This is a genomic window from Kitasatospora sp. NPDC059146, assembly GCF_042786665.1.
GTDB lineage: Bacteria > Actinomycetota > Actinomycetes > Streptomycetales > Streptomycetaceae > Kitasatospora.
This window is the reverse complement of record NZ_JBHZCY010000022.1, coordinates 14,764-39,795: the sequence shown is the minus strand read 5'-3', so window position 1 is coordinate 39,795 and position 25,032 is coordinate 14,764. Positions and strand designations below refer to the sequence as shown.

The window sequence follows — 25,032 nt, the reverse complement described above, 5'->3', positions numbered from 1 at the left end:
CATGCAACTCCACGACGTCTGGTTCGTGCTGATCGCGGTCCTGTGGATCGGCTACTTCTTCCTGGAGGGCTTCGACTTCGGGATCGGCATCCTCACCAAGCCGCTCGCCCGCGACACCGCCGAGCGGCGGGTCCTGATCAACACCATCGGCCCGGTCTGGGACGGCAACGAGGTCTGGCTGCTGACCGCCGGCGGCGCCACCTTCGCCGCCTTCCCGGACTGGTACGCGACCCTGTTCAGCGGCTTCTACATCCCGCTGCTGGCCATCCTGGTCTGCCTGATCGTCCGCGGCGTGGCCTTCGAGTACCGGGCCAAGCGGGACGGCGCCCGGTGGCAGCGCAACTGGGAGGAGGCCATCTTCTGGACCTCCCTCCTGCCGGCCTTCCTGTGGGGCGTGGCCTTCGCCAACATCGTCCGCGGCGTGGACATCGACGCGCAGAAGAACTACGTCGGCGGCCTCGCCGACCTGCTCAACCCGTACGCGCTGCTCGGCGGGCTGGTGACGCTCACCCTGTTCACCTTCCACGGCGCGGTGTTCGCGGCGCTCAAGACCGTCGGCGAGATCCGTGAGCGGGCCCGCCGGGCCGCCCGGTACGCGGGCCTGGCCGCCGCCGTCCTCGCCCTCGCCTTCCTGGTCTGGACCCAGGCGGACAGCGGCAACGGACGCAGCCTGGCCGCCCTGGTGGTCGCGGTGCTGGCCCTGGCCGGCGCCCTGGCGGCCAACCAACTCGGCCGCGAGGGCTGGGCGTTCATCCTCTCCGGGGCGACCATCGTGGCCGCCGTGGCGATGCTCTTCCTGGCGCTCTTCCCGAACGTCATGCCGTCCACGCTCAACCCGGACTGGAGCCTGACCGTCACCAACGCGGCCTCCTCGCCGTACACGCTCAAGCTGATGACCATCGTGGCCGCCGTCTTCACCCCGCTGGTGCTGCTCTACCAGGGCTGGACCTACTGGGTGTTCCGCAAGCGGATCGGGGTCCAGCACATCCCCGGCCACCAGGCCGGTCAGCAGCCCGCCGCCCCGGCCGACCGGGCCTGACGCCGTGCAGCCGGTCGACCCGCGCCTGCTCGCGCACGCCCGCACCACCCGTGCCTTCCTCGCCGGATCCGTGCTCCTCGGCGGGGCGGGCGCGGTCCTGGTGGTCGCCCAGGCGAGCCTGATCGCCGAGATCGTGGTCCGCGCCTTCCAGCGCGGGGCCGGCCTCGGCGAACTGACCACCCCGCTGGTCCTGCTCGCCCTGACCGCCGTCGGCCGCGGGCTGGTCGGCTGGCTCACCGAACTCACCGCGCACCGGTCCGTCGCCCGGGTGAAGTCCACCCTGCGGCGCCGGCTGCTCGACCACGCCACCGCGCTCGGCCCGTCCTACCTGGCGGGCCGGCGCACCGGCGAACTCACCACCCTCGCCACCCGCGGCATCGACGCCCTCGACGACTACTTCGCCCGCTACCTGCCGCAGCTCGCGCTCGCCGTGGTCGTGCCGGTGATCGTGCTGCTGCGGATCGGCGGCGCCGACCTCACCTCCGCCGCGATCATCGCCGGGACGCTGCCGCTCATCCCGCTGTTCATGGTGCTCATCGGGATGGCCACCCAGTCCCGGATGGACCGGCAGTGGAACACCCTGGCCCGGCTCTCCCACCACTTCCTGGACGTGGTCGCCGGCCTGCCCACCCTCAAGGTGTTCAACCGGGCCCGCACCCAGGCCGCCACCATCGCCAGGATCACCGCCGACTACCGCAAGGCCACCCTGCGCACCCTGCGGATCGCCTTCATCTCCTCCTTCGCCCTGGAACTGCTCTCCACCCTCTCCGTCGCCCTGGTCGCGGTCACCGTCGGCTTCCGGCTGGTCGACGGCAGCATGGACCTGGAGACCGGGCTGCTGATCCTGGTCCTCGCCCCCGAGGTGTACTTCCCGATCCGCCAGGTCGGCGCGCTCTACCACTCCAGCGTCGAGGGGCTCACCGCCGCCGACGAGATCTTCCGGGTGCTGGAGACCCCGCTGCCCGCCGCCGGCACCCGCCCCGCCCCCGACCTCACCGGCGCCGTGATCACCGCCGAGGGCCTGACCGTACGCCACCCCGGCCGCGCCCTGCCCGCCCTGGACGGCGCCGCACTCACCCTGCGCCCCGGCTCCAGCACCGCCCTCACCGGGCCCAGCGGGGCCGGCAAGTCCACCCTGCTGGCCGTCCTGCTCGGCCTCACCGCCCCCGAGGCCGGCACCGTCCGGATCACCGCCGCCGACGGCAGCACCCACGACCTCGCCGACCTGGAGCCGGACAGCTGGCGACGGCAGATCGCCTGGGTGCCCCAGCGCCCCCACCTGTTCGCCGGGACGATCGCCGACAACCTGCGGCTGCACCGCCCCGAGGCCCCCGACGCGCAGCTGTGGACGGCGCTGCGAGCCGCCCACGCGCTCGACTTCGTCACCGACCTGGACGCCGAGCTGGGGGAGGACGGCGCCGGGCTCTCGGCCGGCCAGCGCCAGCGCCTCGCCCTCGCCCGGGTCCTGCTCGCCGACGACCGGCCGCTGGTGCTCCTCGACGAGCCCACCGCCCACCTGGACGGCGACTCCGAGGCGGCCGTCGTGGACGCCGTCCGGACCCTCGCCGAGGACCCGGCGCGCACCGTGCTGGTGGTCGCCCACCGGCCGGCGCTGCTGGCGGTCGCCGAGCAGCGGATCCGGCTGGCGGGGCCCGTCGCCGCCTCCGCCTCCGCCGCCGGCGCCCCGGCCCCGGTCGTGCCGCTCGCCCACACCGGCGAGCCCACCCCCGCCCCCGCCGCGCCGGAGGAGCCGGAGGCCGAACCCGCCGCCCCCCGGCTGGCCCTGTCGGTGCTGCTCGGCGCGCTCGCCCTGGGCAGCGCCGTCGCCCTGATGGCCACCTCCGGCTACCTCATCTCCCGGGCCTCCCAGATGCCCCCGGTGCTCTACCTGATGATGGCCGTCACCTCCGTCCGCGCCTTCGGCATCGGCCGCAGCGTCTTCCGCTACGCCGAACGGCTGGTCTCCCACGACGCGGTGCTGCGCACCCTCGGCACCCTGCGGGCCGCCGTGTACCGCCGGCTGACCGTGCTCGCCCCCGCCGGACTGCCCGCCTTCCGGCGCGGCGACCTGCTCTCCCGGCTGGTCGCCGACGTCGACGCGATCCAGGACCACCACCTGCGCTGGCGGCTGCCCGCCTCCGTCGCGGCCGTGGTCGCGCTCGCCTCGGCCGTCGCGATGGGCGCCTTCCTGCCCGCCGCCGGGCTGGTGCTCGGCCTCGGACTGCTGCTCGCCGGAGTGCTGGTGCCCGCGCTGGCCGCCCGCTGGTCGGCGGGCGCCGAGCAGCGCCAGGCCCCCGCCCGCGGCCGCCTGGCCACCGCCGTGGTGGACGGCCTCACCGGCACCGCCGAACTCACCGTGGCCGGCGCGCTGCCCGCCCGGCTGGCCGCCGTCCGCAGCGCCGACGCCGCCCTGACCGGCCTCGCCGCCCGCTCCGCCGCCACCACCGCGCTCGGCACCGGGCTGATCACCCTGCTCACCGGGCTGACCGTGGTCGCCGCGGCCGCCGTCGGCATCCAGGGGGTGCGCGACGGCGCCCTCGCCCCGGTCTGCCTGGCCGTCGTGGTGCTCACCCCGCTGGCCGCCTTCGAGGCCGTCACCGGGATGCCGCTCGCCGTCCAGGCCCGCCGGCGCAGCAGTGCCGCCCGGGCCCGGCTGGACGAGGTGCTGACGACGCCGCCGGTGGTGGCGGAACCCGCCGAACCGGCCGCACTGCCCGGACGGCCGCTGCCCGTCGCGGTGCGCGGGCTGACCGTACGGCACCCCGGGCAGGCCGTGGACGCGCTCACCGGCGTCGACCTCGATCTCGCGCCCGGCCGCCGGATCGCCGTGGTCGGCCCCTCCGGCTCCGGCAAGACCACCCTCGCCCAGGCGCTGCTGCGCTTCCTGGAGCCCGGCGCCGGGTCCGTCACCTTCGCCGCCGGTCGTCCACAGGCTGTGGACAGCCGCGCGCTCGCGGGCGAGGACGTCCGCCGGGTGATCGGCCTCTGCGCCCAGGACGCCCACGTCTTCGACAGCTCGCTGCGCGAGAACCTGCGGCTCGCCCGCCCCGACGCGGACGAGGACGAGCTGCGCGCCGCCCTCGCCGCCGCCCGGCTGCTGGACTGGACCGAGGGCCTGCCGGACGGCCTGGACACCATGGTCGGCGAGCACGGCGCCCGCCTCTCCGGCGGCCAGCGCCAGCGCCTCGCGCTCGCCCGGGCGCTGCTCGCCGACTTCCCCGTGCTGGTCCTGGACGAGCCCGCCGAGCACCTCGACCTGCCCACCGCCGACGCCCTCACCGCCGACCTGCTGGCCGCCACCGCGGGCCGCACCACCGTGCTGATCACCCACCGGCTGGCCGGACTGGACGACACCACCGTGGACGAGGTGCTGGTGCTGGACGCCGGCCGGGTGGCCGAGCGCGGCCGCTGGTCCGAGCTGGTCGCCGATCCGGACGGGCGGCTGCACGCGCTGTGGCGCCGGGAGCGGGAGGCGGACGGTCTGCTGGCGGCGGAGGCACCGTTGGCGGCGGTGGGGCACTGATGGCCGCATCGTCCCTCGGCTGAAAACCGTACAAAAGTAGGCTTTCTCCATGGACCCCACGCCGGACCTCCCCGAGACCGCCCCCGAGCCCACCCCCCACCGGGTGCCCGAGATCGCCTCGCTCGGGCTGGACACCCTGGTCACCGAGGTCGCGGAGCGGCTGCAGTCCGCCGCCGCCGTCACCGACCGGATGCAGCGCCTGCTGGAGGCGGTGGTCTCCATCGGGGCCGGACTCGACCTGCACGCCACCCTGCAGCGGATCGCCACCGGCGCCGCCGAACTCGTCGACGCCCGGTACGCGGCCCTCGGCGTGATCGCCCCCGGCGGGCACGGCCTGGCCGACTTCATCCACGTCGGCATCGACGACGGCACCGCCGCCGAGATCGGCGAACTGCCCGCCGGCCGCGGCATCCTCGGCGCGCTCATCGACCGCCCCGAACCGCTGCGGCTCGCCGACCTCGGCGCCGACCCGCGCTCCTCCGGCTTCCCGCCGCACCACCCGCAGATGAAGACCTTCCTGGGCGTGCCGATCCGGGTCCGCGAGGAGGTCTTCGGCAACCTCTACCTCACCGAGAAGAAGGGCGGCGGCGCCTTCACGCCCGAGGACGAACAGGTCGTGCACGCGCTCGCCGCGGCCGCCGGCGTCGCCATCGAGAACTCCCGGCTGTACGAGGAGGGCCGCCGCCGGGAACGCTGGATCGCCGGTGCCGCGGCCGTCACCACCGCGCTGCTCTCCACCGAGCAGGCCGAGGGCGCGCTCACCGTCGCCGCCGAGCAGGTCCGGGAGCTGGCGGGCGCCGCGCTCGGCATGATCCTGCTGCCCACCGGTCCGGCCGGCCCGCCCGGAGCGGCGGGCTCGGCGGGCTCCTCGGGCTCCTCGGCGGAGGGTGACGGGCAGATGCGGGTCGCCCACGCCTCCGGCGAGGCCGCCGAGTTCGTCCGCGGCGAACTGCTGCCCAAGGACAGCTTCGCCGCCCAGCTGCTGGAGGGCGACAGCGTCCACCTCGACGACATGTCCAGCGACCCCACCGTGGTGATGCGGCTCGCCCGCAGCTTCGGCCCGTCCCTGGCCGTGCCCATGGTCGCCGCCGGGCGGGTGCTCGGCGGGCTCTGCGTCTGGCGCTCGCGCGGCGCCCTGCCCTTCACCGACTCCGAGAAGCAGCTCGCCGAGACCTTCGCCTCCCAGGCCGCGCTGGCCCTGCGGCTCGCCGAGGGCCAGCGCGACCAGCAGCGGCTGGCCGTCTTCCAGGACCGCGACCGGATCGCCCGCGACCTCCACGACCTCGTCATCCAACGGCTGTTCGCCACCGGGATGATGCTGGAGAGCGCCGCCCGCCGGTCCGTCGTCCCCGAGGTCAAGGTGGGCATCGGCAAGGCGGTCGACGAACTGGACGCCACCATCCAGGAGGTCCGCACCACCATCTACGCGCTCCAGCACGACAACCACGGCGACGCCCCCGACACCCTGCGCACCCGCGTGCTGCGCGAGGCCAGCCAGGCCGCCGCCGCCCTCGGCTTCAAGCCCTCGGTGAGCTTCGTCGGCCCGGTCGAGAGCCTGGTCGGCGAGAACACCGGCCGCCAACTCCTCGCGGCCCTGCGCGAGATGCTCTCCAACACGGCCCGGCATGCCCGCGCCTCCCGGGTCGGGGTCGAGATCGACGCGACCGTCCACCTGGACGACGCCGGACGGCCCGTCGGCGGCGACCCGGAGTCGCTGGACCGGGGCGGGCGGCCCGGCGTGCTGCTGACCGTCACCGACGACGGCGTCGGCATCCCCCAGGGCGGCCGGCGCAGCGGACTGCTCAACCTCACCCGGCGCGCCGAGGCCCTCGGCGGCGCCGCGTGGCACGAGCGCGGGCCCTACCGGAAGGGCGCCGTGGTCCGCTGGACGGCCCGGCTGTGACCGTTCCGGTACCGACAGATGAAAGCTGAACGAGGGAGAACTTCCCGACCAACGGCGCAAGTTGTGAACGTTCTGGGCTTTCGGCGGTTCCGTGTGCACACATAGCTTGGCTCCGTCCCGGAGGGGAAACCGGACGGAGGGGGCAGTGGACGGTTCCGGCCGCGGTCACACCGCAGCAGGGGCGAGCCGAGGGGGGTTCCGGACCGAGCGTGCACCGGACGGGCGCTACCGCTGGCAGTTGAAGGCACCCAACGGCCGGGTGGTGGCGATCACCTCCGCGCTGTTCGAGACGGCGGGCGAGGCCGAGCGGGGCTTCGACGGACTGCGCGCCGGCGCCGACGGACTGACCGCGCGGATCACCCATGTCCGCGACGGGCTCGGCTGGATCTGGGTCGTCCCCGGATCGCGCAGCCTGCCCGAGGTGCGCTCCAGCCGCGCGTACGAACGGTACGCGACGTGCCAGAACGCCTTCCGCCGCTTCGTCGTGCTGCTCGCCAAGCAGCCGCCGCGCGAGCCGGCGGTCCGCGAGGCTCCCGGCCGCGAGGGGTCGGTGCGCGAGCGGTCCGTGCGCGATGTGCCCTTCCGCGACGCGCCCGCACGTGAACTCCCGAGGAGAGCAGTGTCGTTGAGACGCCCCGATGGCAGCTGAGCGGCGCGGACCGCGGCTGCTGATCGTGCCCGCGGCCGACCGCTGCGTGGGCTGGGCGCTGCGCGCCGCCAACGGGCGGCCGCTCGGCGTCGGCGTGCGGACGTACCGCAGCGAGGAGGAACTCGCCGACGCGGTGCGCGAACTGATCATCGAACGGGCCGCCCTGCGCTGCTCGACCGTCCAGGCCGAGGGCCGCCAGTGGGTCTGGTCCGCCCACCTGCCGGTGCGCACCACCCGGCCGGGCGCGACCCCCGCCGTCCCGGTCGCCCGCAGCGCCCGCGGCTACCTGCGGCGCGACCAGTGCCAGGCCGGCGTCGAGGGCTTCCTGGCCGGACTCCAGTGGGTCGGGCAGGAGTTGCGGCGGTCCGGCCGCGACGGCCGCTGGCCGCTGTAGCGCCGGCTCCGCTTCGTACCGTCCGGCTCCGTCCTACTCCGTACAGCTCCGTACGGTTCTGCTCCGGGCCGTTCCGCTTCGTGCTGTTCCGGTGAAGCGCAGGTTTCCGGCAACACCCCGAGCCGCCTCCTGGAGAAGAACGTCGACCGGGTTCGTCACCCCTGTTCCGCCCCTGTCACATCCGCGTTGACCAGTGCCTAAACCTCGTCGAACCGATGAGTCGACATTCGCCGCCCGGCCCCGACGGCCCTTCCGACGGAACCTCCCGGCCGGACAGGATCGGCACTGCCGGAGCGGCCGCAGCAGACACGGCCCCCGGCCCCGGACTCCCCCCGGAGCACGGGTTCACGCGATGGACGTCTCTCCCTCGGAGGAAGAGGAACATGCGTAAGACCGCTGCCAAGCTGCTCACCGTCGCCGCCCTGGCGACCTCCCTGGTCACCGTCGCCAGTGGCTCCGCCCTGGCCGACCCGACCGGCACCCCGGCCGCCCAGGACATCGTCGGCGTCGGCTCGGACACCACCCAGGCCGTGCTGAACCAGTTCTCCACCGACTACAACGCGTACCTGGGCGCCGGCTCCCCCCTGCCGCACCTGTACAGCTGGGACGCGACCGGTTCCTCGCCGATCACCACCAAGACCGGTGCGACCTCGATCGCCCGCCCGAACGGCTCCGGCGCCGGCATCTCGGCCCTCAAGAACAACACCAGCGCGACCGTCGACTTCGCCCGCTCCTCGCGCGGCCCGCAGTCGACCGACCCGAACACCTTCGACTTCGTCGCCTACGCGACGGACGCGGTGGCCTGGGCCGCGCCGAACAACGGTGACGCGCCGGCCAACCTGACGACGCAGAACCTCAAGGACATCTACAACTGCAACATCACCACCTGGGACCAGATCGACCCCAGCCTGCCCAGCAACACCATCAAGCCGTACCTGCCGCAGGCCAACTCCGGCACCCGGTCGTTCTTCCTCTCCGTGCTCGGCATCTCCACCATCAAGCCGTGCGTCACCGAGGGCGTCCAGGAGAACGAGGGCAGCGACACCAACCTGTCCGACCCCGACGCGCTGGTCCCGTACTCCGTCGCCCACTACATCGGCCAGGTGTACTACGGTAAGGGCAGCGGCTCCGACGTCCAGGGTCCGCTGACCATCCGCAGCATCGACAACACCGCGCCGGTCGACACCACCAACAAGGTGATCAACGGCGACTTCGCCGCCACCTCCTACGCCCGCACGGTCTACAACGTGGTCCGTGACGCGGACTGGAAGGCGACCGACGCCCACGGCACCGCGCTGCGCAGCATCTTCGGTACCACCGGCTGGGTCTGCACCAACGCCACCGCGAAGGCCGACCTCAAGAGCTTCGGCTTCCTTCCGCTGAACGCCGGCGCCTGCGGCAGCACCATCCACTCCTGATCACACCCCGCACGATCCGACGGCCACGGGCCCGCCGCCCGTGGCCGTCGGCCGTCGGGAGCCGACCGAAGGGAACCGGAGAACGATGCACAGGACGTGGCGGAAGTCGCTCGTCACGGCCGTCCTGGCGGCCTCGGTCGTGGTGGCCCCCGGCGGCGGCCCGGCCGTGGCGGACCCGGCAGGGCCGGCGCTGCCGGCCGCACAGGACCTCGTGGGGGTGGGGGACGCCGACAGCCAGGCCGTGCTGAACCAGTTCTCGGCCGACTACAACGCCACGATCCCGGGCTCGGACACCACGACACCCCGGCTGTACAGCTGGGACGCGACCGGGGCGCCGACGATCACCACCAAGACCGGTGCCACCACGATCGCGCGCCCGAACGGCGCGGAGGTCGGCATCTCGGCCCTCAAGAACAGCACCGGCGCGACCGTCGACTTCGCCCGCTCCTCGCGCGGCCCGCTGCCGACCGACCCCCGGTACTTCGACTTCGTGAACTACGCGGACGACGCGCTGTCCTGGGCCGCGCCGGGCAACGGCAACGCGCCGGCGAACCTGACGACGCAGAACCTCAAGGACATCTACGACTGCGACGTCACCACGTGGAAGCAGATCGACCCCGCCCTTCCCGGCAGCACCATCAAGCCCTTCCTCCCGAAGGCGGGCTCCGGAACCCGGGCGTCCTTCCTCGCCGCGCTGGGCATCCACACGGTCAACAGCTGTATCGACGACCGGACGGTGACCGAAGGCCAGGGCAGCGACCCGAAGCTCAACGACCCGGACGTGCTGGTTCCCTACTCCGTGGGGCACTACATCGGCCAGGCGTACTACGGCCGGGGCAGCGGGGCCGACACCCAGGGGCTCCTGACCATCCGCGGCATCGACGGAACGGCCCCGGTCGACGCGACGGGCCGGGCGATCAACACCGACTTCCTCACCCTCCACGGGCAAACGGTCTACGTCGTGGTCCGCGACGCGGACTGGGCGGCGACCGACGCACACGGAGCCGCGCTGCGCGGCGTCTTCGGGCCTGACGGCTGGATCTGCACCAGTTCCACGGCAGCCGCCGACACCAGGACCTACGGCTTCCTGCCGCTCCCGGCCGGCGCCTGCGGCGGCGTGCTCATCCCTTGACCAACTGTCACCACCGCACCATCCCACCTCTCCCAGGGAGTACGACATGGCAAGAACCGGCGTCCGTCTCGCCGCCACCGGGATCGCCGTGGTCCTCGCGATCACCGGATTCAGCGGTGTGGCCGCGGCCGACACCACGGCCACCACCACCGCGCCCACCGGCAGTGCCGTGGTCACGGTCGACCAGCAGTTCCTGGCCAAGACCCTGCTCGGCGGCATCGCCGTCGTCCCGTTGACGCCGGCCACGGCGGACGTCACCAACAACGTCGTGACCAGCACCTTCCCGGTGACGGGCGGCGTCGCCAACATCCCGTCGTTCTCCGGGCAGGTGCAGCTCGGTGGCGGACTGCTCTTCGTCAACCTGAACAACGGCAAGACCGTCACGTTCAAGCAGCTCGGCTTCAAGGTCCGTGACTGGAACGTCTCGGCGGTCCCGAACGGCGGCACCGCGCCGGTGGCCCTGCTGGACCCGCTGGGCGACACCCAGATCGGCCGCACGGGCACCACCCAGTCGCTCTCGGCCTCCAGCCTGCAGCTGGACCCGGCCGGCGCGCAGTACCTCGACAGCGCGCTGGGCACCACGTACTTCACGGGCGGTCAGTCGCTCGGCTCCTTCGCGCTGACCTACACCCCCGGCAGCTGATCCGGCTCCTCGTCGGAAGGTCCCGGACGACCCCGGGTGCCCCGCGGGCCCGCGCCTCGGCGCGGGCCCGCTCGTGTGCCAATGGGAGCACTCAACTCCGTTCCAGGGGCGCCGCGTTGTGTTCTCGTACATCCTGTCGACCGGATCCGGACACGTCCGGCTGGCCGAATGGTGGGTACTGGGGGTGCCCGGCCGTCGGCATGCCCGATCCCACCTTGCGCCGCGTGCTGGGCGGCGCGGATCCGCACGGAGGTGCCCACCATGAGAGTCCGATTGCCCGACCGGAGGGATCCGGGGAGATGGCGCCGCCGACTTCCGGCGATCGCGCTGGTGTGGTCGGTGGTGGTGGCGCTCGGCGTGGTGCCGATCGGCCTGGGGGCCGGGCCGCAGGCGGTGGCGGAGTCCTCCAGCGTGACCGTGGCGGGGCCCAAGGTGCTCGACCCGGCGACCGGGACGCGCGGCCGGGCCGGCAAGATCACGGTCTCCCAGACGAAGAACCTGGTCAACCAGGTGGTGCAGGTCTCCTGGAGCGGCTTCACGCCCACCAAGACCACCAGCGGCCAACAGGTCACCCTGGCGCGGGTCGGCGAGGCCAAGTACCTCTACCCCGTGCGGATCTACGAGTGCCGCGGCGCCACTCCGAAGGTGACCGACTGCTACAACAGCTCGCTGTTCGGCGGTGACGCGAACGCGGGCTTCCAGCAGACCCTGCCGCCCGGGTCGAGCACCGCGCCCGACTTCCCGAGCAACATGGCGATCGCCCCGACCGGTGCGGACGGCACCGGCGCCGCGAACATCGAGCTCTACACCCAGGCCCAGGCCCCGACGCTGGGCTGTGACGACACCCACCCGTGCTCCCTCGTGGTGGAGGCCAACTACGGTGGCGACAGCCTCGGCCGGACCACCCCGACGGCCTCGGTCGACTGCCTGAACCATTCGCTCGACAGTTCGAGCTCGCTCGCGAGCGACGCGGTGCTGTTCAGCTACGCGGCCAACGGCATGTCGAGCGGCGAGCAGTGCGCGTGGGAGAACGGCATCGTGATCCCGCTGTCCTTCGCGCCGGTGGCCCAGGCCTGTGCGTCGCAGAACGGTTCGTTCGACGCGGAGGGCCTGGAGATGTTCAACCGGGCCATGCAGCAGTGGCGCGCGGGCCTGTGCCTGAGCGATTCGCCGATGGCCGTCCGGTACGTGTCGGCCGGCGGTGAGCCGCAGGCCCGTTCGCGCTTCCTCGGCGGATCCACGGACGTGGCGCTGACCGCGCGGGCGGACGGTTCACCACCGGCCCGGCCCTACGTCTACGCGCCGCTGGCGACCTCGGGCATCTCGGTCGTGTTCTCGGTGGACGACCAGGACACCGGTCGGCAGATCCGCGACATGAAGCTCAACGCGCGGCTGATGGCCAAGCTGCTCACCCAGTCCTACGCGCCCCGCGGCGGCGTGGTCACCTCGGTGAAGGGCAATCCGACCTGCCTCTTCGCGGATCCCGAGTTCCTCCAGCTGAACCAGCTGCCGGCGACCTCGGGGCTCAAGTGGCCCAGGTTCTGCGACATGTTCGACTTCAGCCCGACCGTGGTGGGCGGGACGACCGACCTGACGTACCAGTTGACCTCGTGGATCGCCTCGGACCCGGACGCCGCCCGCTTCCTGGACGGCGAGTCCGACCCGTGGGGCATGCACGTGAACACCTACTACCTCCGGCCCGCGTTCTCCGGCTACCCGGTCGACTCCTTCTCCCGGCAGGACTCCTCCGGGATCGTCGGCAGCAAGGTCGACGCCTACCAGCACCTGATGCAGTACGAGTGGAACCCGGTCACGAGCGGACTGGGCCAGGTCGCGCGCGGGTTCCTGCAGAACAAGGCGACCTGCGTCAACCCCGGGCTCAACGGAACCGGCGGGCACGACCAGTGCGCGCCGGTGGACGTCGGACAGCGGATGCTGATCGCGATCATGGACACCGGCCAGGCCAAGGCCTACTCCCTCCCCGAAGCCCAGCTGCTCAACCCGGCCGGCGCCTTCGTCTCCCCGGGGACCACCGGCTTCCAGGCCTCCGTCGCCGACATGACCGTCGACGCCTCGACGGGCGTGCAGTCGCTGCCGTACGGGACCGCCGACACGGCGTACTCGCGCGACCAGCGGGCCTACCCGCTGACCACCGTGCAGTACGCGATGGTGCCCACCCAGGGCGTCCCGGCCGACAAGGCCGCCGCGATCACCACGTTCCTGCGGACCACCACGAGCAGCGGCCAGGTCTACGGCAACGAGCCGGGCCACCTGGCGCCGGGCTTCCTGGCGCTCACCAGCGCCCAGCGGGCCCAGGCGGCCGACGCCGCCACCCACGTGGCGGCCCAGGACGCCAAGCTGCCCGGCAACCAGGCCGCGCCGCCGAACCCGCCGGCCGTCACCCCCGGCGACGGGGGCACCGGTGGGGGGACCCCGGCGGAGGGCTCCGGCTCGGCGGGCGGCACCACGCCGGTCAGCGCCGGGACCGACAACGGCACGAGCGGTGGCGGCCTCGGTGGGGCCTCGACCGGCGGCCTCGGGGAGGGCGCCGCGACCACCGGGGGCGCCGCCGCGGCCGCGGCCACCGCCGGGGGCAAGACCCCGGGCGCCTCGCCGAGCACGCCCGGCAAGTCGCTGAGCGCCGCGCCCGTCGCGGCCGGGACACCGGCCGCGGACCGCTCCGGCGCCGCGCGCCTGCTGCTCCCGATCGCGCTGATCGGCGGCCTGGTGCTGCTGGTCGGCGGGCCGGCGGCGCTGGTCCTGGGCGGGACACCGGCCGGGGAGCGGACGCTGGCGGGGCTGCGCAACGGCTGGGCGCGGTTGCGCCGTCGCCCCTGACGGCCGACGGCCGACGGCCGACGGCTGACGGCTGACGGCTGACGGCTGACGGCTCGGCGAGGCCGCCGTCCCGGCCCGCCGAGCCGTCGGGCCCATGGCCCAACCCTCCCGCAGGAAGGCCGAGTTGACCGTCACCGTACCGGTGGCCGGAAAGGATCCGGCCACCGGTGGCGGTCAACTCCAGCACCAAACTGGCTCGTTGGGGCCCCGTACACGCGTGCGACCCAGGGCGGACACCTCCGGATGGCCGAATGGGTACGCACCGGAACCGCGGCCCCGTGCCAACCGGCCGCCCCCACAACGATTTCGCGCCGCCGAGCCCCCACCGGAGCCGCCGAGCGCGACCGGCGCCACGTCGCGCCACCGTCCGGTCCGGGCGCAGCCCGGCCATCCGCACCCGAGCACGGAGAGCAGAGCATGACAGCCGCCGCCGAGCCCGCGGCCTCGTCCGCCGGGGCCCCGGGCAGACCCGACCGCGGAGCCGACACCGACGTCCCGCGCGTCATCACCTCCCCCGCGACCCCCGGCGACCGGGTGTTCCGCGGGGTGCTGCGGGTGGCCGGGCTCTCGGTGTTCGCGATCATGGGCCTGATCGCGTTCTTCCTGCTGCTGCGCGGCTCGGACGCGCTGCGCGCCGTGGGCTGGTCCTTCCTGACCGAGCAGAAGTGGCAGACCGCCGCGCACACCTTCGGCATCGCCGCCGTCCTGCCGAACGGTCTGCTGATCGCCGTGATCGCGCTGGTCATCGCCGTCCCGGTGGCGCTCTCCACGGCGGTCTTCATCTCCGAGTACGCGCCGGTCCGGCTGCGCGCCTCGCTGGTCTCGCTGGTCGACCTGATGGCGGCGATCCCGAGCATCATCTACGGCCTGTGGGGGCTGTTCTTCCTCCAGCCGAGGATCATCGGTTTCAGCCGCTGGCTCTCCAACCACCTCGGGGACACGGTCCCCTTCCTCAAGGTGCGCACCGGCGACATCGGGACCTCCTACACCTCCTCCACGTTCATCGCCGGCGTCGTCGTCTCGCTGATGATCATCCCGATCGTCACCTCGCTCAGCCGGGAGGTCTTCTCCCAGGCCCCGCAGGGCGAGCGGGAGGGCGCCTACGCGCTCGGCTCGACCCGGTGGGGGATGGTGCGCACGGTGGTGCTGCCGTTCGGCCGCGGCGGTGTGATCGGCGCGGTCATGCTGGGCTTCGGCCGGGCGATGGGCGAGACGATCGCGGTCGCGCTGATCATCTCCCCGAACTTCAAGGCCATCAGCCACATCCTGGAGAACGGCGCCAACTCGATCTCGGCGCTCATCGCGCTGCGCTTCGGCGAGTCGGACGCGCTCTCGCTCTCCGCGCTGATGGCGGCCGGCCTGGTGCTGTTCGCGCTGACCCTGCTGGTCAACGTGGCGGCCGGCTTCGTGATCAACCGGTCCCGCTCCGGGGCCTCGACCGCCGACTGAGTCGGCGCACGGACATGACCGGTCCCGCTGAGACCCCCGCCGCACCCCCGGCGGCCCCGTCGGCCGCACTCCCGCCGGCCACCCCCGCCGGGCCCCCGGCCGAGACCCTGTCGAAGGGAACGACCCGATGACCACGCTCGACCTGCCTCCGGCCGCCGCCGTCCCGGGGCCCGCCGCCCAGGGGCCTGCCGCGCCCCCGGCCGGCCCGGCGGAGCCGCGCCCGGAGAAGCGGGTGAAGCTCGGCGGCGTCACCCGCGAGGACGTGTTCACCGTGGCCGGCTCGTCGATCGGCTCGCTGGCCCTGAACTGGACGCTGTACGAGCGGGTGCTGCCGTTCAGCGGCGCCTTCGGCTTCCTGGTCTGCTGGTACCTGCTGTTCCTGGCCGCCTACTTCACGCTCGGCCGGCTCCAGTGGGGCCCGCTGCTGGTGCGCGAGCGCCTGGTCTCCGTCGTGGCGTGGAGCGCCGGCCTGCTGGTGCTGGCGCTCATCGTCGACCAGGTCGGCTACCTGGCGGTGCGCGGCTACGAGGCCGCCCAGCACCTCAACTTCTTCACCGAGTCGATGGAGCGCACCGCCGCGCTCTCCCCGATCACCTCCGGCGGCGCGCTGAACGCGATCGTCGGCTCGCTCGAACAGGTCGGCCTGGCCACCCTGTTCGCCGTGCCGCTGGGCATCGCCGCGGCGATCTTCATGTCCGAGGTCGGCGGCCGGATGGCCAAGCCGGTGCGGACCCTGGTGGAGGCGATGACGGCACTGCCGTCGATCGTCGCCGGGCTGTTCGTGCTCGGCATCGTGATCCTGACGCTCGGCTTCGACAAGAGCGGCTTCGCGGCCTCGCTCGCCCTCACGGTGATGATGATGCCGATCGTCACCCGGGCCTCCGAGGTGGTCATCCGCCTGGTGCCCGGCACCCTGCGCGAGGCCTCGTACGCGCTGGGCGGCAGCCAGTGGCGGACGGTGTGGAACGTCGTCCTGCCGACCGCCCGGCCCGGCCTCGTCACGGCGGTCGTGCTCGGGGTGGCGCGCGGCATCGGGGAGACCTCGCCGGTGCTGCTGACCTCGGGCTTCACCCCGCAGTTCAACGCCGACCCGTTCCACGAGCACCAGGTGTCGCTGCCCCTGTACGTCTGGAACTACGTCAAGCAGCCCTACCCCGAGATGGTCGCCCGGGCCTTCGCGGCGGGGCTGACCCTGATGGCGCTGGTGCTGGTCCTCTTCGTCACCGCGCGGGTGCTCGGCGGCCGCCGCCCGGGTGAGCTGACGCGCGGTCAGCGGCGCCGGATCGACCGGGAGGCGCGGCGGGCCGAGAGCGCCGCCCGGGCCGCCCGGGCCGGTGCCCACGCGCCCGTCGCCCATCCGCCCGTCGCCCATCCGCCCGTCGCCCACCCGCCCGTCGCACTGCCCGGGAACAGCTGATGAACCGTCCAACCACCCTCCGTACCAGAGGAGTTCTCATGTCATGGGAGGCCGCAAGGCGCTCCGTGGCCCGTGTCCTGGCGTGCCTGTCCGCGTTGCTGCTCGCCGCGGGCACCCTGCTGTTCGGGCAGGCCGCTCCGGCCTTCGCCGCCTCGGTCGCGCTCAGCGCCGACGGCTCCAGCTGGGCCGGCCCGGCCATCGACCAGTGGCGCCAGGACGTCGGGCCGCAGGGCATCCAGATCAGCTTCAACCCGGTGGGGTCGGCGGCCGGCCGGACCGCCTGGAGCAACGGGCAGGACGACTTCACCGCCTCGGACGTGCCGTTCCGCAGCGCCGAGGACACCGGCCTCAACTCCGGTGCCCGCACCAGCGGTCAGGGCACCAGGGAGAACCCGGTCTACGGCTTCTCCTACGTGCCGATCACCGCGGGCGGCACGACCTTCATGTACAACCTGGTGGTCGGCGGCAAGCAGGTCCGCGACCTGCGGCTGTCCCCGCAGACCGTCGTGGACATCTTCACCAACAAGATCACCAACTGGAACGACCAGAAGATCACCGCCGACTACGGCAAGCAGCTGCCCAACCTGCCGATCACCCCGGTGGTCCGCTCGGACGGCTCCGGCGCCACCGCGCAGTTCACCCGCTGGATGGAGCACACCCACAAGGACCAGTGGGACGCCTACTGCTCCTCGGTCAACGGCACCACCTGCGGTGACTACACCGAGTTCTTCCCGCCGTCCGGCCGGATGGTCGCCCAGAACGGCTCCGACGTCGTCGCCGGCTACATCAAGGCCGCGGCCGGCCTGGGCACCATCGGCTACGACGAGTACGCCTTCGCCAAGCGCAGCAACTGGCCGGTCGTGAAGGTGCTCAACCAGGCCGGCTACTACTCGCTGCCGACCGCCTCCAACGTGGCCATCGCGCTCACCGCCGCCAAGATCCGCGGTGTGGACGACGACACCCCGGCGTCCGACCCGAACTACCTCCAGCAGAACCTCGACGGCGTCTACACCATGGACGACCCGCGCTCGTACCCGATCTCCAGCTACAGCTACGTGATCGTGCCGCGGGCCGGCGCCGCGCTGCCCCCGCCGGGCCGGTTCAACAACGACAAGGGCGCCGCGCTCAGCCGCTTCCTCGCCTACGTGCTGTGCGAGGGCCAGGGCGAGGCCGACGGCCTGGGCTACTCGCCGATCCCGCGCGGCCTGGTCAAGGGCGGGCTGCTGCAGACCAAGTCGATCCCCGGCAACGCCAGCCCGGTCAACCCGGACACCCTGGCCAACTGCGCCAACCCGACCTTCAACTCCGCCGGTGAGCTGACCGTCCTCAAGAACGCCCCGCAGCCGAGCCCCTGCGACAAGCAGGGCGCCCCGCTGGACTGCACCGTCCAGAACGGCCAGGCGGTCAAGACCGGTTCGGGCGGCTCCGGCGGTTCCGGTGGCACCGGCGGCGCGGCCGCCGGCTCCGGCGGAACGGGCGGCACCGGCCACGGCAACGGCGGTTCGGGCGGCTCCGGTGGCAGCGGCACCGGCGCCGACGCGGCCGGCACCGGCGGCGCCGCGGCCGGCGGCGGTGACCCGAACGCCGCCGCGGCCGGCGACCCCGCCGCGGGCGACGGCTCCGGCGACGTGGTCGACCCGCAGACCGGCCAGGTGGTCGCGCGCGGCCGGGGCGGCGCCACCGAGTTCGCGGCCAACGTGGTCGAGGTGAGCGGCAGGCCCGAGGACTGGACGCTGTCCACGCTGACCGCCGTCGAGCTGCTCGCCGTCGTCCTCGTCCCGCCGCTGCTCGGCCGCCGGCTGCTGCGCCGGCGCAAGGGCTCGGGCGGTGCCTCGTGACGGCACCGGTCCTGGAGAAGCCGCCGGTCCGGCCGGCGCCCGCGGCCGAGGCGCCCCCGGCCCGGCCCGCCGCCGTCACCCCCGCCCGGCGCCGCTTCCTCCAGGGCGCCTGGGCGGCCAGCCTGGCGGCCGCGCTGGTGCTGGGCTTCGTCGGCTTCCTGTTCACGCTCTCGCACGTCCAGGAGCGGCACTACCAGTCGACGGCGTACAAGACCTTCCGGGACCAGCTGGCCCGGGCCGTCGCCCCGACCGGCGCGGCCGCCGACGGCGACCCGGTGGCGCTGGTGGACATCCCGGCGATCGGCCTGCACCAGGCCGTGGTGGTCGAGGGCACCACCGGCCGGGACCTGATGCGCGGCCCCGGCCACCGCCGGGACACCGCACTGCCCGGACAGAGCGGGGTGGCGGTGCTGTTCGGCCGCGGCGCGACCTTCGGCGCGCCGTTCGCCCGGCTGTCCGGGCTGCGGGTCGGCGACCGGATCGAGACCACCACCGGGCAGGGCACGTTCACCTACGTGGTCAACGTGTACGGCGACGGCGACCACCCGATCACCGACCCGGCCCGCAACCGGCTGGTCCTGGTCACCGGGGACTCCGACTGGATCCCCGGCTCCACCGTGCTGATCGGCGCCCGGCTGGAGGGCGACCCGCAGCAGAACCCCGGCGGCCGCCCCGCCACCGTCCCCTACGACAAGGCGCTGGCCGCCGACAAGGGTGCGCTGGCCACGCTCCAGCTCTGGTCGCTCGCCCTGCTCTGCGCGGTGGCCGGGGCGCTGCTGCTGGCCCGGTACTGGCGCCGCTCGCCCGCCTACCTGAGCGCCGCGCCGGTGGTCGGCGCCCTGCTCTGGGCGGTCTACGAGAACGCCGCCGCCCTGCTGCCCAACCTCTACTGACGCGCGCCCGGAGGACGTACCGATGACCGACACCGCCGACACCACGCACCAGCCGCACGACGCGGCGGTCGACCCGGCCGCCGACACCCTCACCCTCCCGCCGGTCCCGCCGGCCCCCGCCCCGCCGGTCGTCCCGGCCCAGGGCCCCGACGGGGTGCTCGCCGGGCTGGAGACCCGGGACGTCTCCGCCTGGTTCGGCAGCCGCAAGGTGCTGGAGCGGGTCTCGCTGGCGATGCCGGCCGGCGAGGTCACCGCGCTGATCGGCCCGTCCGGCTGCGGGAAGTCCACCTACCTGCGGATCCTCAACCGGATGCACGAGATGGTGCGCGGCGCCGCCCTGGCCGGCGAGGTGCTGCTGGACGGGGACGACGTCTACCGGCCCGGCCGGCGCCCCGCCGAGGTGCGGCGCCGGATCGGCATGGTGTTCCAGCGGCCCAACCCGTTCCCGGCGATGTCCATCCAGGACAACGTCTCCAGCGGGCTCAAGCTGGCCGGGATCAAGGTCTCCAAGGAGGAGCGCCAGCACCTGGTGGAGACCAGCCTGCGCCGCGCCGGGCTGTGGGACGAGGTGGCCACCCGGCTGCACGCCCCCGGCGGCTCCCTCTCCGGCGGGCAGCAGCAACGCCTTTGCATCGCACGGTCGTTGGCCGTCTCACCGGACATCCTGCTGATGGACGAGCCGTGCTCCGCGCTCGACCCGACCTCCACCCGCCGGGTCGAGGAGACCATCGCCGAACTGCGCGGGCGGCTCACCATCGTGATCGTCACCCACAACATGCAGCAGGCCCAGCGGGTCTCCCAGCGCTGCGCGTTCTTCCTCGCCACCCACGACACCCCGGGCCGGATCGTCGAGGCCGGGCCGACCGAGCGGCTCTTCGGCAGCCCGCGCGACCAGCGGACCTCCGACTACGTCAACGGCCGCTTCGGATAGGGGCGTTACCGGCCGGAGTCGGTGATCAGCCGCTCCAGCACCGCCGCGACGCCGTCCTCCTCGTTGCTCACCGTGTGCAGGGGCACCGCCGCCAGCACCTGCGGGTGCGCGTTGGCGACGGCGTACGCGGTGCCGGCCCAGGCCAGCATCTCCAGGTCGTTCGGCATGTCGCCGAAGGCCACCACCTCGGCCCGGTCGATCCCGTGCTCGGCGCACCAACGGGCCAGCGTGCTGGCCTTGGTGACGCCGGGCGCGCTGATCTCCAGCAGGGCGATCGGCGAGGAGCGGGTGATCTCCGCCAGGTGTCCGGCGGCCGTCCGGGCCTCGGCGAGGAAGGTGTCCGGGTCGAGGTCCGGGTGCTTGGCCAGCAGCTTGAACAGGCCCCGCACCGGGCCGCCGTCCGCCAGCAGCTCCTCGGCCGGGCCGACCGCCCGCACCTCGGTGTCGCCCCACATCAGCACCTCGTACCCCGGCTCCCGGGCCCAGCCGTCCGCGTACTCGAAGGCGAAGGAGGTGCCGGGCAGCTCGGCCCGCAGCGCCTCGACCACGGCCAGCGAGGTCGGTGCCGGCATCGGGAAGTACTCGATCAGCTCGCCGCCGCGCCGCACGTCCACGATCGCGCCGCCGTTGGAGCAGATCGCCACCCCGTGACCGCCGATGTGCGGGCTCACCTGCTGCATCCAGCGCGGCGGCCGGCCGGTCACGAACACCACCTGCACCCCGGCCGCCTCGGCCGCCGCCAGGGCCGCGGCGGTGCGATCGCTGACGGTGCCGCCGGGGCACAGCAGGGTGCCGTCCAGGTCGGTGGCGATGAGGCGGGGAGCGGTGCGGGGTTCGGTCACCGGTCCATCTTCGCCCATCGCCGCCGCCCGGTCACCGCCGCGGGCGGCCCGCGGCGGGCCTGCGGCGGGCCCGGTGGCGGTGCCCGCGGCCGACCGACCGTGAGGACGGGTTCCGGCCCTTCCTGCGCCGCTTTCCGGCCGATCCGCCCCCGTCCGGGGTGTCGCGGCGGGCCGACGGGCAGGAACCCCCTGGTCACCCCGTCGGCAGGAAGAGCCATGCCCACTCGCCAGCTCCGTGACGAGCCGCCCCCGACCCTCCCTTCCCCGGATCCCCCCGCCGCCTCCCGCGAGCCGGTGCTGCTCGGCGAGGTGCTGTTCCACACCCTCGCCGAGCTCGCCCGCCGCACCCCGGACCAGGCCCCGGCCCCGGCCTTCCCGGCCCAACGCACCCGCCCGCACCCCTGACGGCCTCCTACCGGCCACCAGCGCAGGGGCAGCCCGTCCGGCTAGGGTCGGTGGCATGCGTCTGAGCACCGTGATCCTCCCCATCCACCGGTGGAGCGAGGGACAGAAGATCTGGCGACGGGCCGAGGACCTCGGATTCCACGCCGCGTACACCTACGACCACCTGTCCTGGCGGTCCTTCCGCGACGAGCCCTGGTTCGGGTCGGTCCCGACGCTGACGGCCGCCGCCACGGCGACCGAGCGCCTCCGGCTGGGGACGCTGGTGACCTCGCCGAACTTCCGCCACCCGGTGACGCTGGCGAAGGAGCTGATCACGCTGGACGACGTGTCCGGCGGGCGGCTCACGCTGGGCATCGGTGCGGGCGGGACGGGCTTCGACGCGACGGCGATGGGCCAGGAGGCGTGGTCGCCCAAGGAGCGGGCGGCCCGGTTCGGCGAGTTCCTGCCGCTGCTGGACGAGCTGCTGACCACCGACGCCACCACCCGCGAGGGCACGTACTACTCGGCGGTCGAGGCGCGGAACATCCCGGGCTGCGTGCAGACCCCGCGGGTGCCGTTCTACGTGGCCGCCGCCGGTCCGCGGGGGATGCGGCTGGCGGCCGAGTACGGGCAGGGCTGGGTGACCTACGGGGACCCGAAGGGCCCGGCGGACGTGCCGGTCGAGCAGGCGCCCGGCGTGATCGCCGCGCAGATCGGGAAGCTCACGGCGGCCTGCGAGGCGCAGGGCCGGGACGTGGCGACGCTGGAGAAGATGCTGCTCCAGGGCTCCACGGCGGAGAAGCCGCTCCAGTCGCTGGACGCCTTCGTGGACTTCGCCGGCACCTACCGGGAGCTGGGCATCACCGAGTTGGTGATCCACTGGCCGGTGCCGGACTCGATCTTCGCCAACGACCTCTCCGTGTTCGAGCGGATCGCCACCGAGGGCCTGGCCCAGCTGGGTTGAGCGGTACGGCCGGTCGCGGACGCCGTCAGGACGGGTGCGGTCGGGGGAGGCGCTAATCTGTCCGCCGCACCTTTATCTGATCATGCGTTAAACGGGGGTTCATTCATCATGTCCGCATCCAGGAGACTGCTCGTCGCCACTCTGGTCGCCACCGCCGCGCTCGGCCTCGCCGCCTGCGGCCCGGACGACCCGTCGACCCAGGGGGCCGGCGCCTCCACCGCGACCGCCGCCCCGGCCAGCGGCGGGGCGGCCTCGCCCACCGCGGCCCCGGCCACCGGGACGGGCAAGCCCGCCCCGGCCGGCAAGCCCACCGACGGCGGCCCGGAGGGCTTCTGCACCCACGAGCCGCTGCCCGCCGGGCAGAAGTGGATCGAGCCGGTGAAGGGCACCAGCGCGACGACGCTGGTCTACAAGGAGACCAAGGACGCCTGCGGCGTCAACGACGTCGCCCTCGAACCGACGGGCGCCGACAAGAGCGCGACCTTCGCCCCCGGCGCCAAGGGCCACCTCAAGTCGGTCGTGGCCGCCCCGAAGGACGTCGTCGTCGCCGAGCTGGTGAAGCACATCAACGAGTGCATCGCCACGCCCGGCAACCAGAAGGGCTCGTACCCCTGCAACAGCGGCACCTACAAGGTCGCCCTCGACGCCTCCGGCAAGGTCGTCGAGATGTGGGAGCGCCCCAGCTCCTGAGCCGACGCCAGGCCCGGCGCCGGGCCGCCCGCCTCAACGGTGGGCGCCCCGGCGCCCCGGGCACACCCCCGCTCCGCGACCCTTAGGGGAGATCGGTCCCCACGTCATACCGCAGCAGCAGACGCCCCCGGGAAGCCTCGTCATTCCAGCTCATGGCCCCTGCGGCGCGGGACCGTTACGTTGAGGGCGTGTCCACTGCTGTCATCAAGACCGAGGGCCTCACCAAGAGCTTCCCCCGGGTCACCGCGCTCGACCAGCTGACCGTCGAGGTCCAGCCCGGGGTCGTCGGGCTGGTCGGGGCCAACGGGGCGGGCAAGTCCACCCTGATCAAGATCCTGCTCGGGCTCGCCCCGGCGACGTCCGGCCGCGGCGAGGTGCTCGGCCTGGACATCGCCACCCGGGGCTCGGAGATCCGCGAACAGGTCGGCTACATGCCCGAACACGACTGCCTGCCACCGGACGTCTCGGCGACGGAGTTCGTGGTGCACATGGCGCGGATGGCGGGGCTGCCCGCTACCGCCGCGCGGGAGCGCACCGCGGACACGCTGCGGCACGTGGGCCTGTACGAGGAGCGGTACCGCCCGATGGGCGGCTACTCGACCGGCATGAAGCAGCGGGTGAAGCTGGCCCAGGCGCTGGTGCACGACCCGAAGCTGGTGCTGCTGGACGAGCCGACCAACGGCCTGGACCCGGCCGGCCGGGACGAGATGCTCGCCCTGATCCGCCGGGTGCACACCGACTTCGGCATCTCGGTGCTGGTCACCACCCACCTGCTCGGCGAGCTGGAGCGGACCTGCGACCACCTGGTGGTGATCGACGGCGGCAAGCTGCTGCGCTCCTCCTCCACGGCCTCCTTCACCGAGGCGACCGCCGTCCTCGCGGTGGAGGTCACCGACTTCCCGCAGGACACCGCCGCCGAGCCCGGCGCCACCGTCCGGGAGCGCCTCGCCGCCACCGGGCTGGACGTCCGGGCGGAGGGCTCGCACCTGCTGCTGGTCCGGCTGGACGGCGAGGACACCTACGACACCATCCGCGACACGGTCGCCGAACTCGGCCTCGGCCTGGTCCGGTTGGAGCAGCGCCGGCACCGGGTCGCGGAACTCTTCACCGACCACGAGGAAGCCGATGCCATGGCGTACGACGCGCCCCACGGCGACGACCGGAGCAGCAGGGGAGGGACGGACGATGCCGCAGCCTCCTGACACCAGGGCCGCCGACACCGGTGTCATCCACGACATCGGCTACCGCGGCTACACCGGTCCGCGCCTCGGCCGCGCCTACGCCACCCGCTCGCTCTTCACCCAGAGCCTGCGCGCCGCCTACGGCCTGGGCCGCTCCGGCAAGTCCAAGGTGCTGCCGATGCTGCTGCTGGGCGTGGTCACCGTCCCGGCGATGATCTTCGTCGCGGGCGCGGTCTACCTCAAGCGGGACGAACTCCCGGTCGAGTACGCCGGCTACCTCTCCAGCCTCGGCCTGGTGGTGTCGATCTTCCTCGCCGCCCAGGCGCCGGTGCTGCTCTCCCGGGACCTCCGCTACCACACCGTCCCGCTGTACTTCTCCCGTCCGATCACCCGCGCCGACTACGTCCGGGCCAAGTTCGGCGCCATGGCCTGCGCCCAGTTCCTGCTGATGGCAGCCCCGTTGCTGGTGCTGTACGCGGGCGCGCTGCTCGCCGGGATGGACTTCGGGCACAACACCGGCCAGTTCCTCTACGGCCTGGTGGCGGCCGTGCTCTACGCCCTGGTGCCCACCTCGGTGGCCCTGGTGATCGCCGCGAGCACCCCGCGCCGGGGCTTCGGGGTGGCCGCCATCATGGGCTACCTGGTGGTGAGTTCGACCCTCGCCGCGGTCGTGGTCGGCATCAGCAGCCCCGGCCCGGGCGGCTCGGACGCGGCCCAGTGGACGTCGCTGATCTCGCCGAACGGCCTGGTGGAGGCGTTGGTCAACCAGGTCTTCGACCTCGGGTCCGGGATCGACCGCCGGCACGCCCCGGGGGCGCTCGGCACGCTGGTGTTCGCACTCGTCGCCGCGGCGATGGTGGCGGGCTCCTACCGCCTCCTGCTGCGCCGCTACGAGAAGGTCTGA

Annotated in this window: 20 protein-coding genes; 19 read left to right on the top strand and 1 reads right to left on the bottom strand. The window is 73.6% G+C overall.

Translation table 11 applies throughout. The annotated features are described in order from the left end of the window. Nucleotide 1: 1 nt before the first annotated feature. The 14 genes from cydB to ACFXPX_RS12710 all read left to right on the top strand — a co-directional run bounded on the left by cydB (nucleotide 2) and on the right by ACFXPX_RS12710 (nucleotide 20,067). Nucleotides 2-1,039: a cytochrome d ubiquinol oxidase subunit II gene (cydB, locus tag ACFXPX_RS12775; protein ID WP_375895323.1), complete on the top strand. Its 1,038-nt coding sequence runs from the start codon at nucleotides 2-4 to the stop codon at nucleotides 1,037-1,039. Between the two features lie 4 nt (nucleotides 1,040-1,043). Continuing rightward, on the top strand, nucleotides 1,044-4,562 hold the full coding sequence (cydD, locus tag ACFXPX_RS12770; protein WP_380640982.1) for a thiol reductant ABC exporter subunit CydD: 3,519 nt from the start codon (nucleotides 1,044-1,046) through the stop codon (nucleotides 4,560-4,562). Between the two features lie 49 nt (nucleotides 4,563-4,611). After that, entirely contained in the window at nucleotides 4,612-6,465 is a 1,854-nt protein-coding gene (locus ACFXPX_RS12765) for a GAF domain-containing protein (RefSeq protein ID WP_380528417.1), read from the top strand. 91 nt (nucleotides 6,466-6,556) lie between these two features. Then, nucleotides 6,557-7,114: a DUF1508 domain-containing protein gene (locus ACFXPX_RS12760; protein WP_380640980.1), complete on the top strand. Its 558-nt coding sequence runs from the start codon at nucleotides 6,557-6,559 to the stop codon at nucleotides 7,112-7,114. Continuing rightward, complete coding sequence (locus ACFXPX_RS12755; RefSeq protein ID WP_375895314.1) at nucleotides 7,104-7,508, top strand: hypothetical protein; 405 nt, start codon at nucleotides 7,104-7,106, stop codon at nucleotides 7,506-7,508. The genes ACFXPX_RS12760 and ACFXPX_RS12755 overlap by 11 nt, the downstream gene beginning before the upstream one ends. Nucleotides 7,509-7,891: 383 nt before the next feature. Next, nucleotides 7,892-8,926: a PstS family phosphate ABC transporter substrate-binding protein gene (locus tag ACFXPX_RS12750; protein ID WP_380640978.1), complete on the top strand. Its 1,035-nt coding sequence runs from the start codon at nucleotides 7,892-7,894 to the stop codon at nucleotides 8,924-8,926. A gap of 85 nt (nucleotides 8,927-9,011) precedes the next feature. Beyond that, nucleotides 9,012-10,058, top strand: a complete 1,047-nt coding sequence (locus tag ACFXPX_RS12745; RefSeq protein WP_380640976.1) for a substrate-binding domain-containing protein — start codon at nucleotides 9,012-9,014, stop codon at nucleotides 10,056-10,058. Between the two features lie 46 nt (nucleotides 10,059-10,104). Beyond that, the gene (locus tag ACFXPX_RS12740; protein WP_380528411.1) at nucleotides 10,105-10,701 is read left to right on the top strand and encodes a hypothetical protein; all 597 of its coding nucleotides are present in this window, start codon (nucleotides 10,105-10,107) and stop codon (nucleotides 10,699-10,701) included. 261 nt (nucleotides 10,702-10,962) lie between these two features. Continuing rightward, nucleotides 10,963-13,539 carry a hypothetical protein gene (locus tag ACFXPX_RS12735; protein WP_380640974.1) on the top strand — a complete coding sequence of 859 codons (2,577 nt, stop codon included), beginning with the start codon at nucleotides 10,963-10,965 and terminating at the stop codon, nucleotides 13,537-13,539. A 417-nt stretch (nucleotides 13,540-13,956) separates the two neighbouring features. Next, complete coding sequence (gene pstC / locus ACFXPX_RS12730; RefSeq protein ID WP_380640972.1) at nucleotides 13,957-14,988, top strand: phosphate ABC transporter permease subunit PstC; 1,032 nt, start codon at nucleotides 13,957-13,959, stop codon at nucleotides 14,986-14,988. 127 nt (nucleotides 14,989-15,115) lie between these two features. Continuing rightward, entirely contained in the window at nucleotides 15,116-16,405 is a 1,290-nt protein-coding gene (gene pstA, locus ACFXPX_RS12725) for a phosphate ABC transporter permease PstA (protein ID WP_380640970.1), read from the top strand. A gap of 65 nt (nucleotides 16,406-16,470) precedes the next feature. Next, complete coding sequence (locus ACFXPX_RS12720; protein ID WP_380640968.1) at nucleotides 16,471-18,243, top strand: substrate-binding domain-containing protein; 1,773 nt, start codon at nucleotides 16,471-16,473, stop codon at nucleotides 18,241-18,243. After that, nucleotides 18,240-19,136, top strand: a complete 897-nt coding sequence (locus ACFXPX_RS12715) for a sortase (RefSeq protein WP_375895294.1) — start codon at nucleotides 18,240-18,242, stop codon at nucleotides 19,134-19,136. Before ACFXPX_RS12720 ends, ACFXPX_RS12715 begins: the two co-directional genes overlap by 4 nt. Nucleotides 19,137-19,290: 154 nt before the next feature. Continuing rightward, the gene (locus tag ACFXPX_RS12710) at nucleotides 19,291-20,067 is read left to right on the top strand and encodes a phosphate ABC transporter ATP-binding protein (RefSeq protein ID WP_375895339.1); all 777 of its coding nucleotides are present in this window, start codon (nucleotides 19,291-19,293) and stop codon (nucleotides 20,065-20,067) included. A gap of 5 nt (nucleotides 20,068-20,072) precedes the next feature. Here ACFXPX_RS12710 and ACFXPX_RS12705 read toward each other — a convergent pair whose 3' ends face one another. Then, on the bottom strand, nucleotides 20,073-20,927 hold the full coding sequence (locus tag ACFXPX_RS12705) for an HAD family hydrolase (RefSeq protein WP_375895292.1): 855 nt from the start codon (nucleotides 20,925-20,927) through the stop codon (nucleotides 20,073-20,075). Between the two features lie 198 nt (nucleotides 20,928-21,125). Here ACFXPX_RS12705 and ACFXPX_RS12700 point away from each other — a divergent pair, with 198 nt between their 5' ends. The 5 genes from ACFXPX_RS12700 to ACFXPX_RS12680 all read left to right on the top strand — a co-directional run bounded on the left by ACFXPX_RS12700 (nucleotide 21,126) and on the right by ACFXPX_RS12680 (nucleotide 25,032). Continuing rightward, the gene (locus tag ACFXPX_RS12700; protein ID WP_375895290.1) at nucleotides 21,126-21,314 is read left to right on the top strand and encodes a hypothetical protein; all 189 of its coding nucleotides are present in this window, start codon (nucleotides 21,126-21,128) and stop codon (nucleotides 21,312-21,314) included. 55 nt (nucleotides 21,315-21,369) lie between these two features. Then, nucleotides 21,370-22,257 carry an LLM class flavin-dependent oxidoreductase gene (locus ACFXPX_RS12695; RefSeq protein ID WP_380592117.1) on the top strand — a complete coding sequence of 296 codons (888 nt, stop codon included), beginning with the start codon at nucleotides 21,370-21,372 and terminating at the stop codon, nucleotides 22,255-22,257. 108 nt (nucleotides 22,258-22,365) lie between these two features. Further along, nucleotides 22,366-22,947, top strand: coding sequence for a hypothetical protein (locus ACFXPX_RS12690; protein ID WP_375895287.1), 582 nt, complete (start codon nucleotides 22,366-22,368; stop codon nucleotides 22,945-22,947). Nucleotides 22,948-23,099: 152 nt separating this feature from the next. Continuing rightward, entirely contained in the window at nucleotides 23,100-24,149 is a 1,050-nt protein-coding gene (locus tag ACFXPX_RS12685; protein ID WP_375895284.1) for an ABC transporter ATP-binding protein, read from the top strand. Continuing rightward, a complete protein-coding gene (locus tag ACFXPX_RS12680; protein ID WP_375895281.1) occupies nucleotides 24,133-25,032 on the top strand; it encodes an ABC transporter permease in 900 nt (299 codons plus the stop codon). The genes ACFXPX_RS12685 and ACFXPX_RS12680 overlap by 17 nt, the downstream gene beginning before the upstream one ends.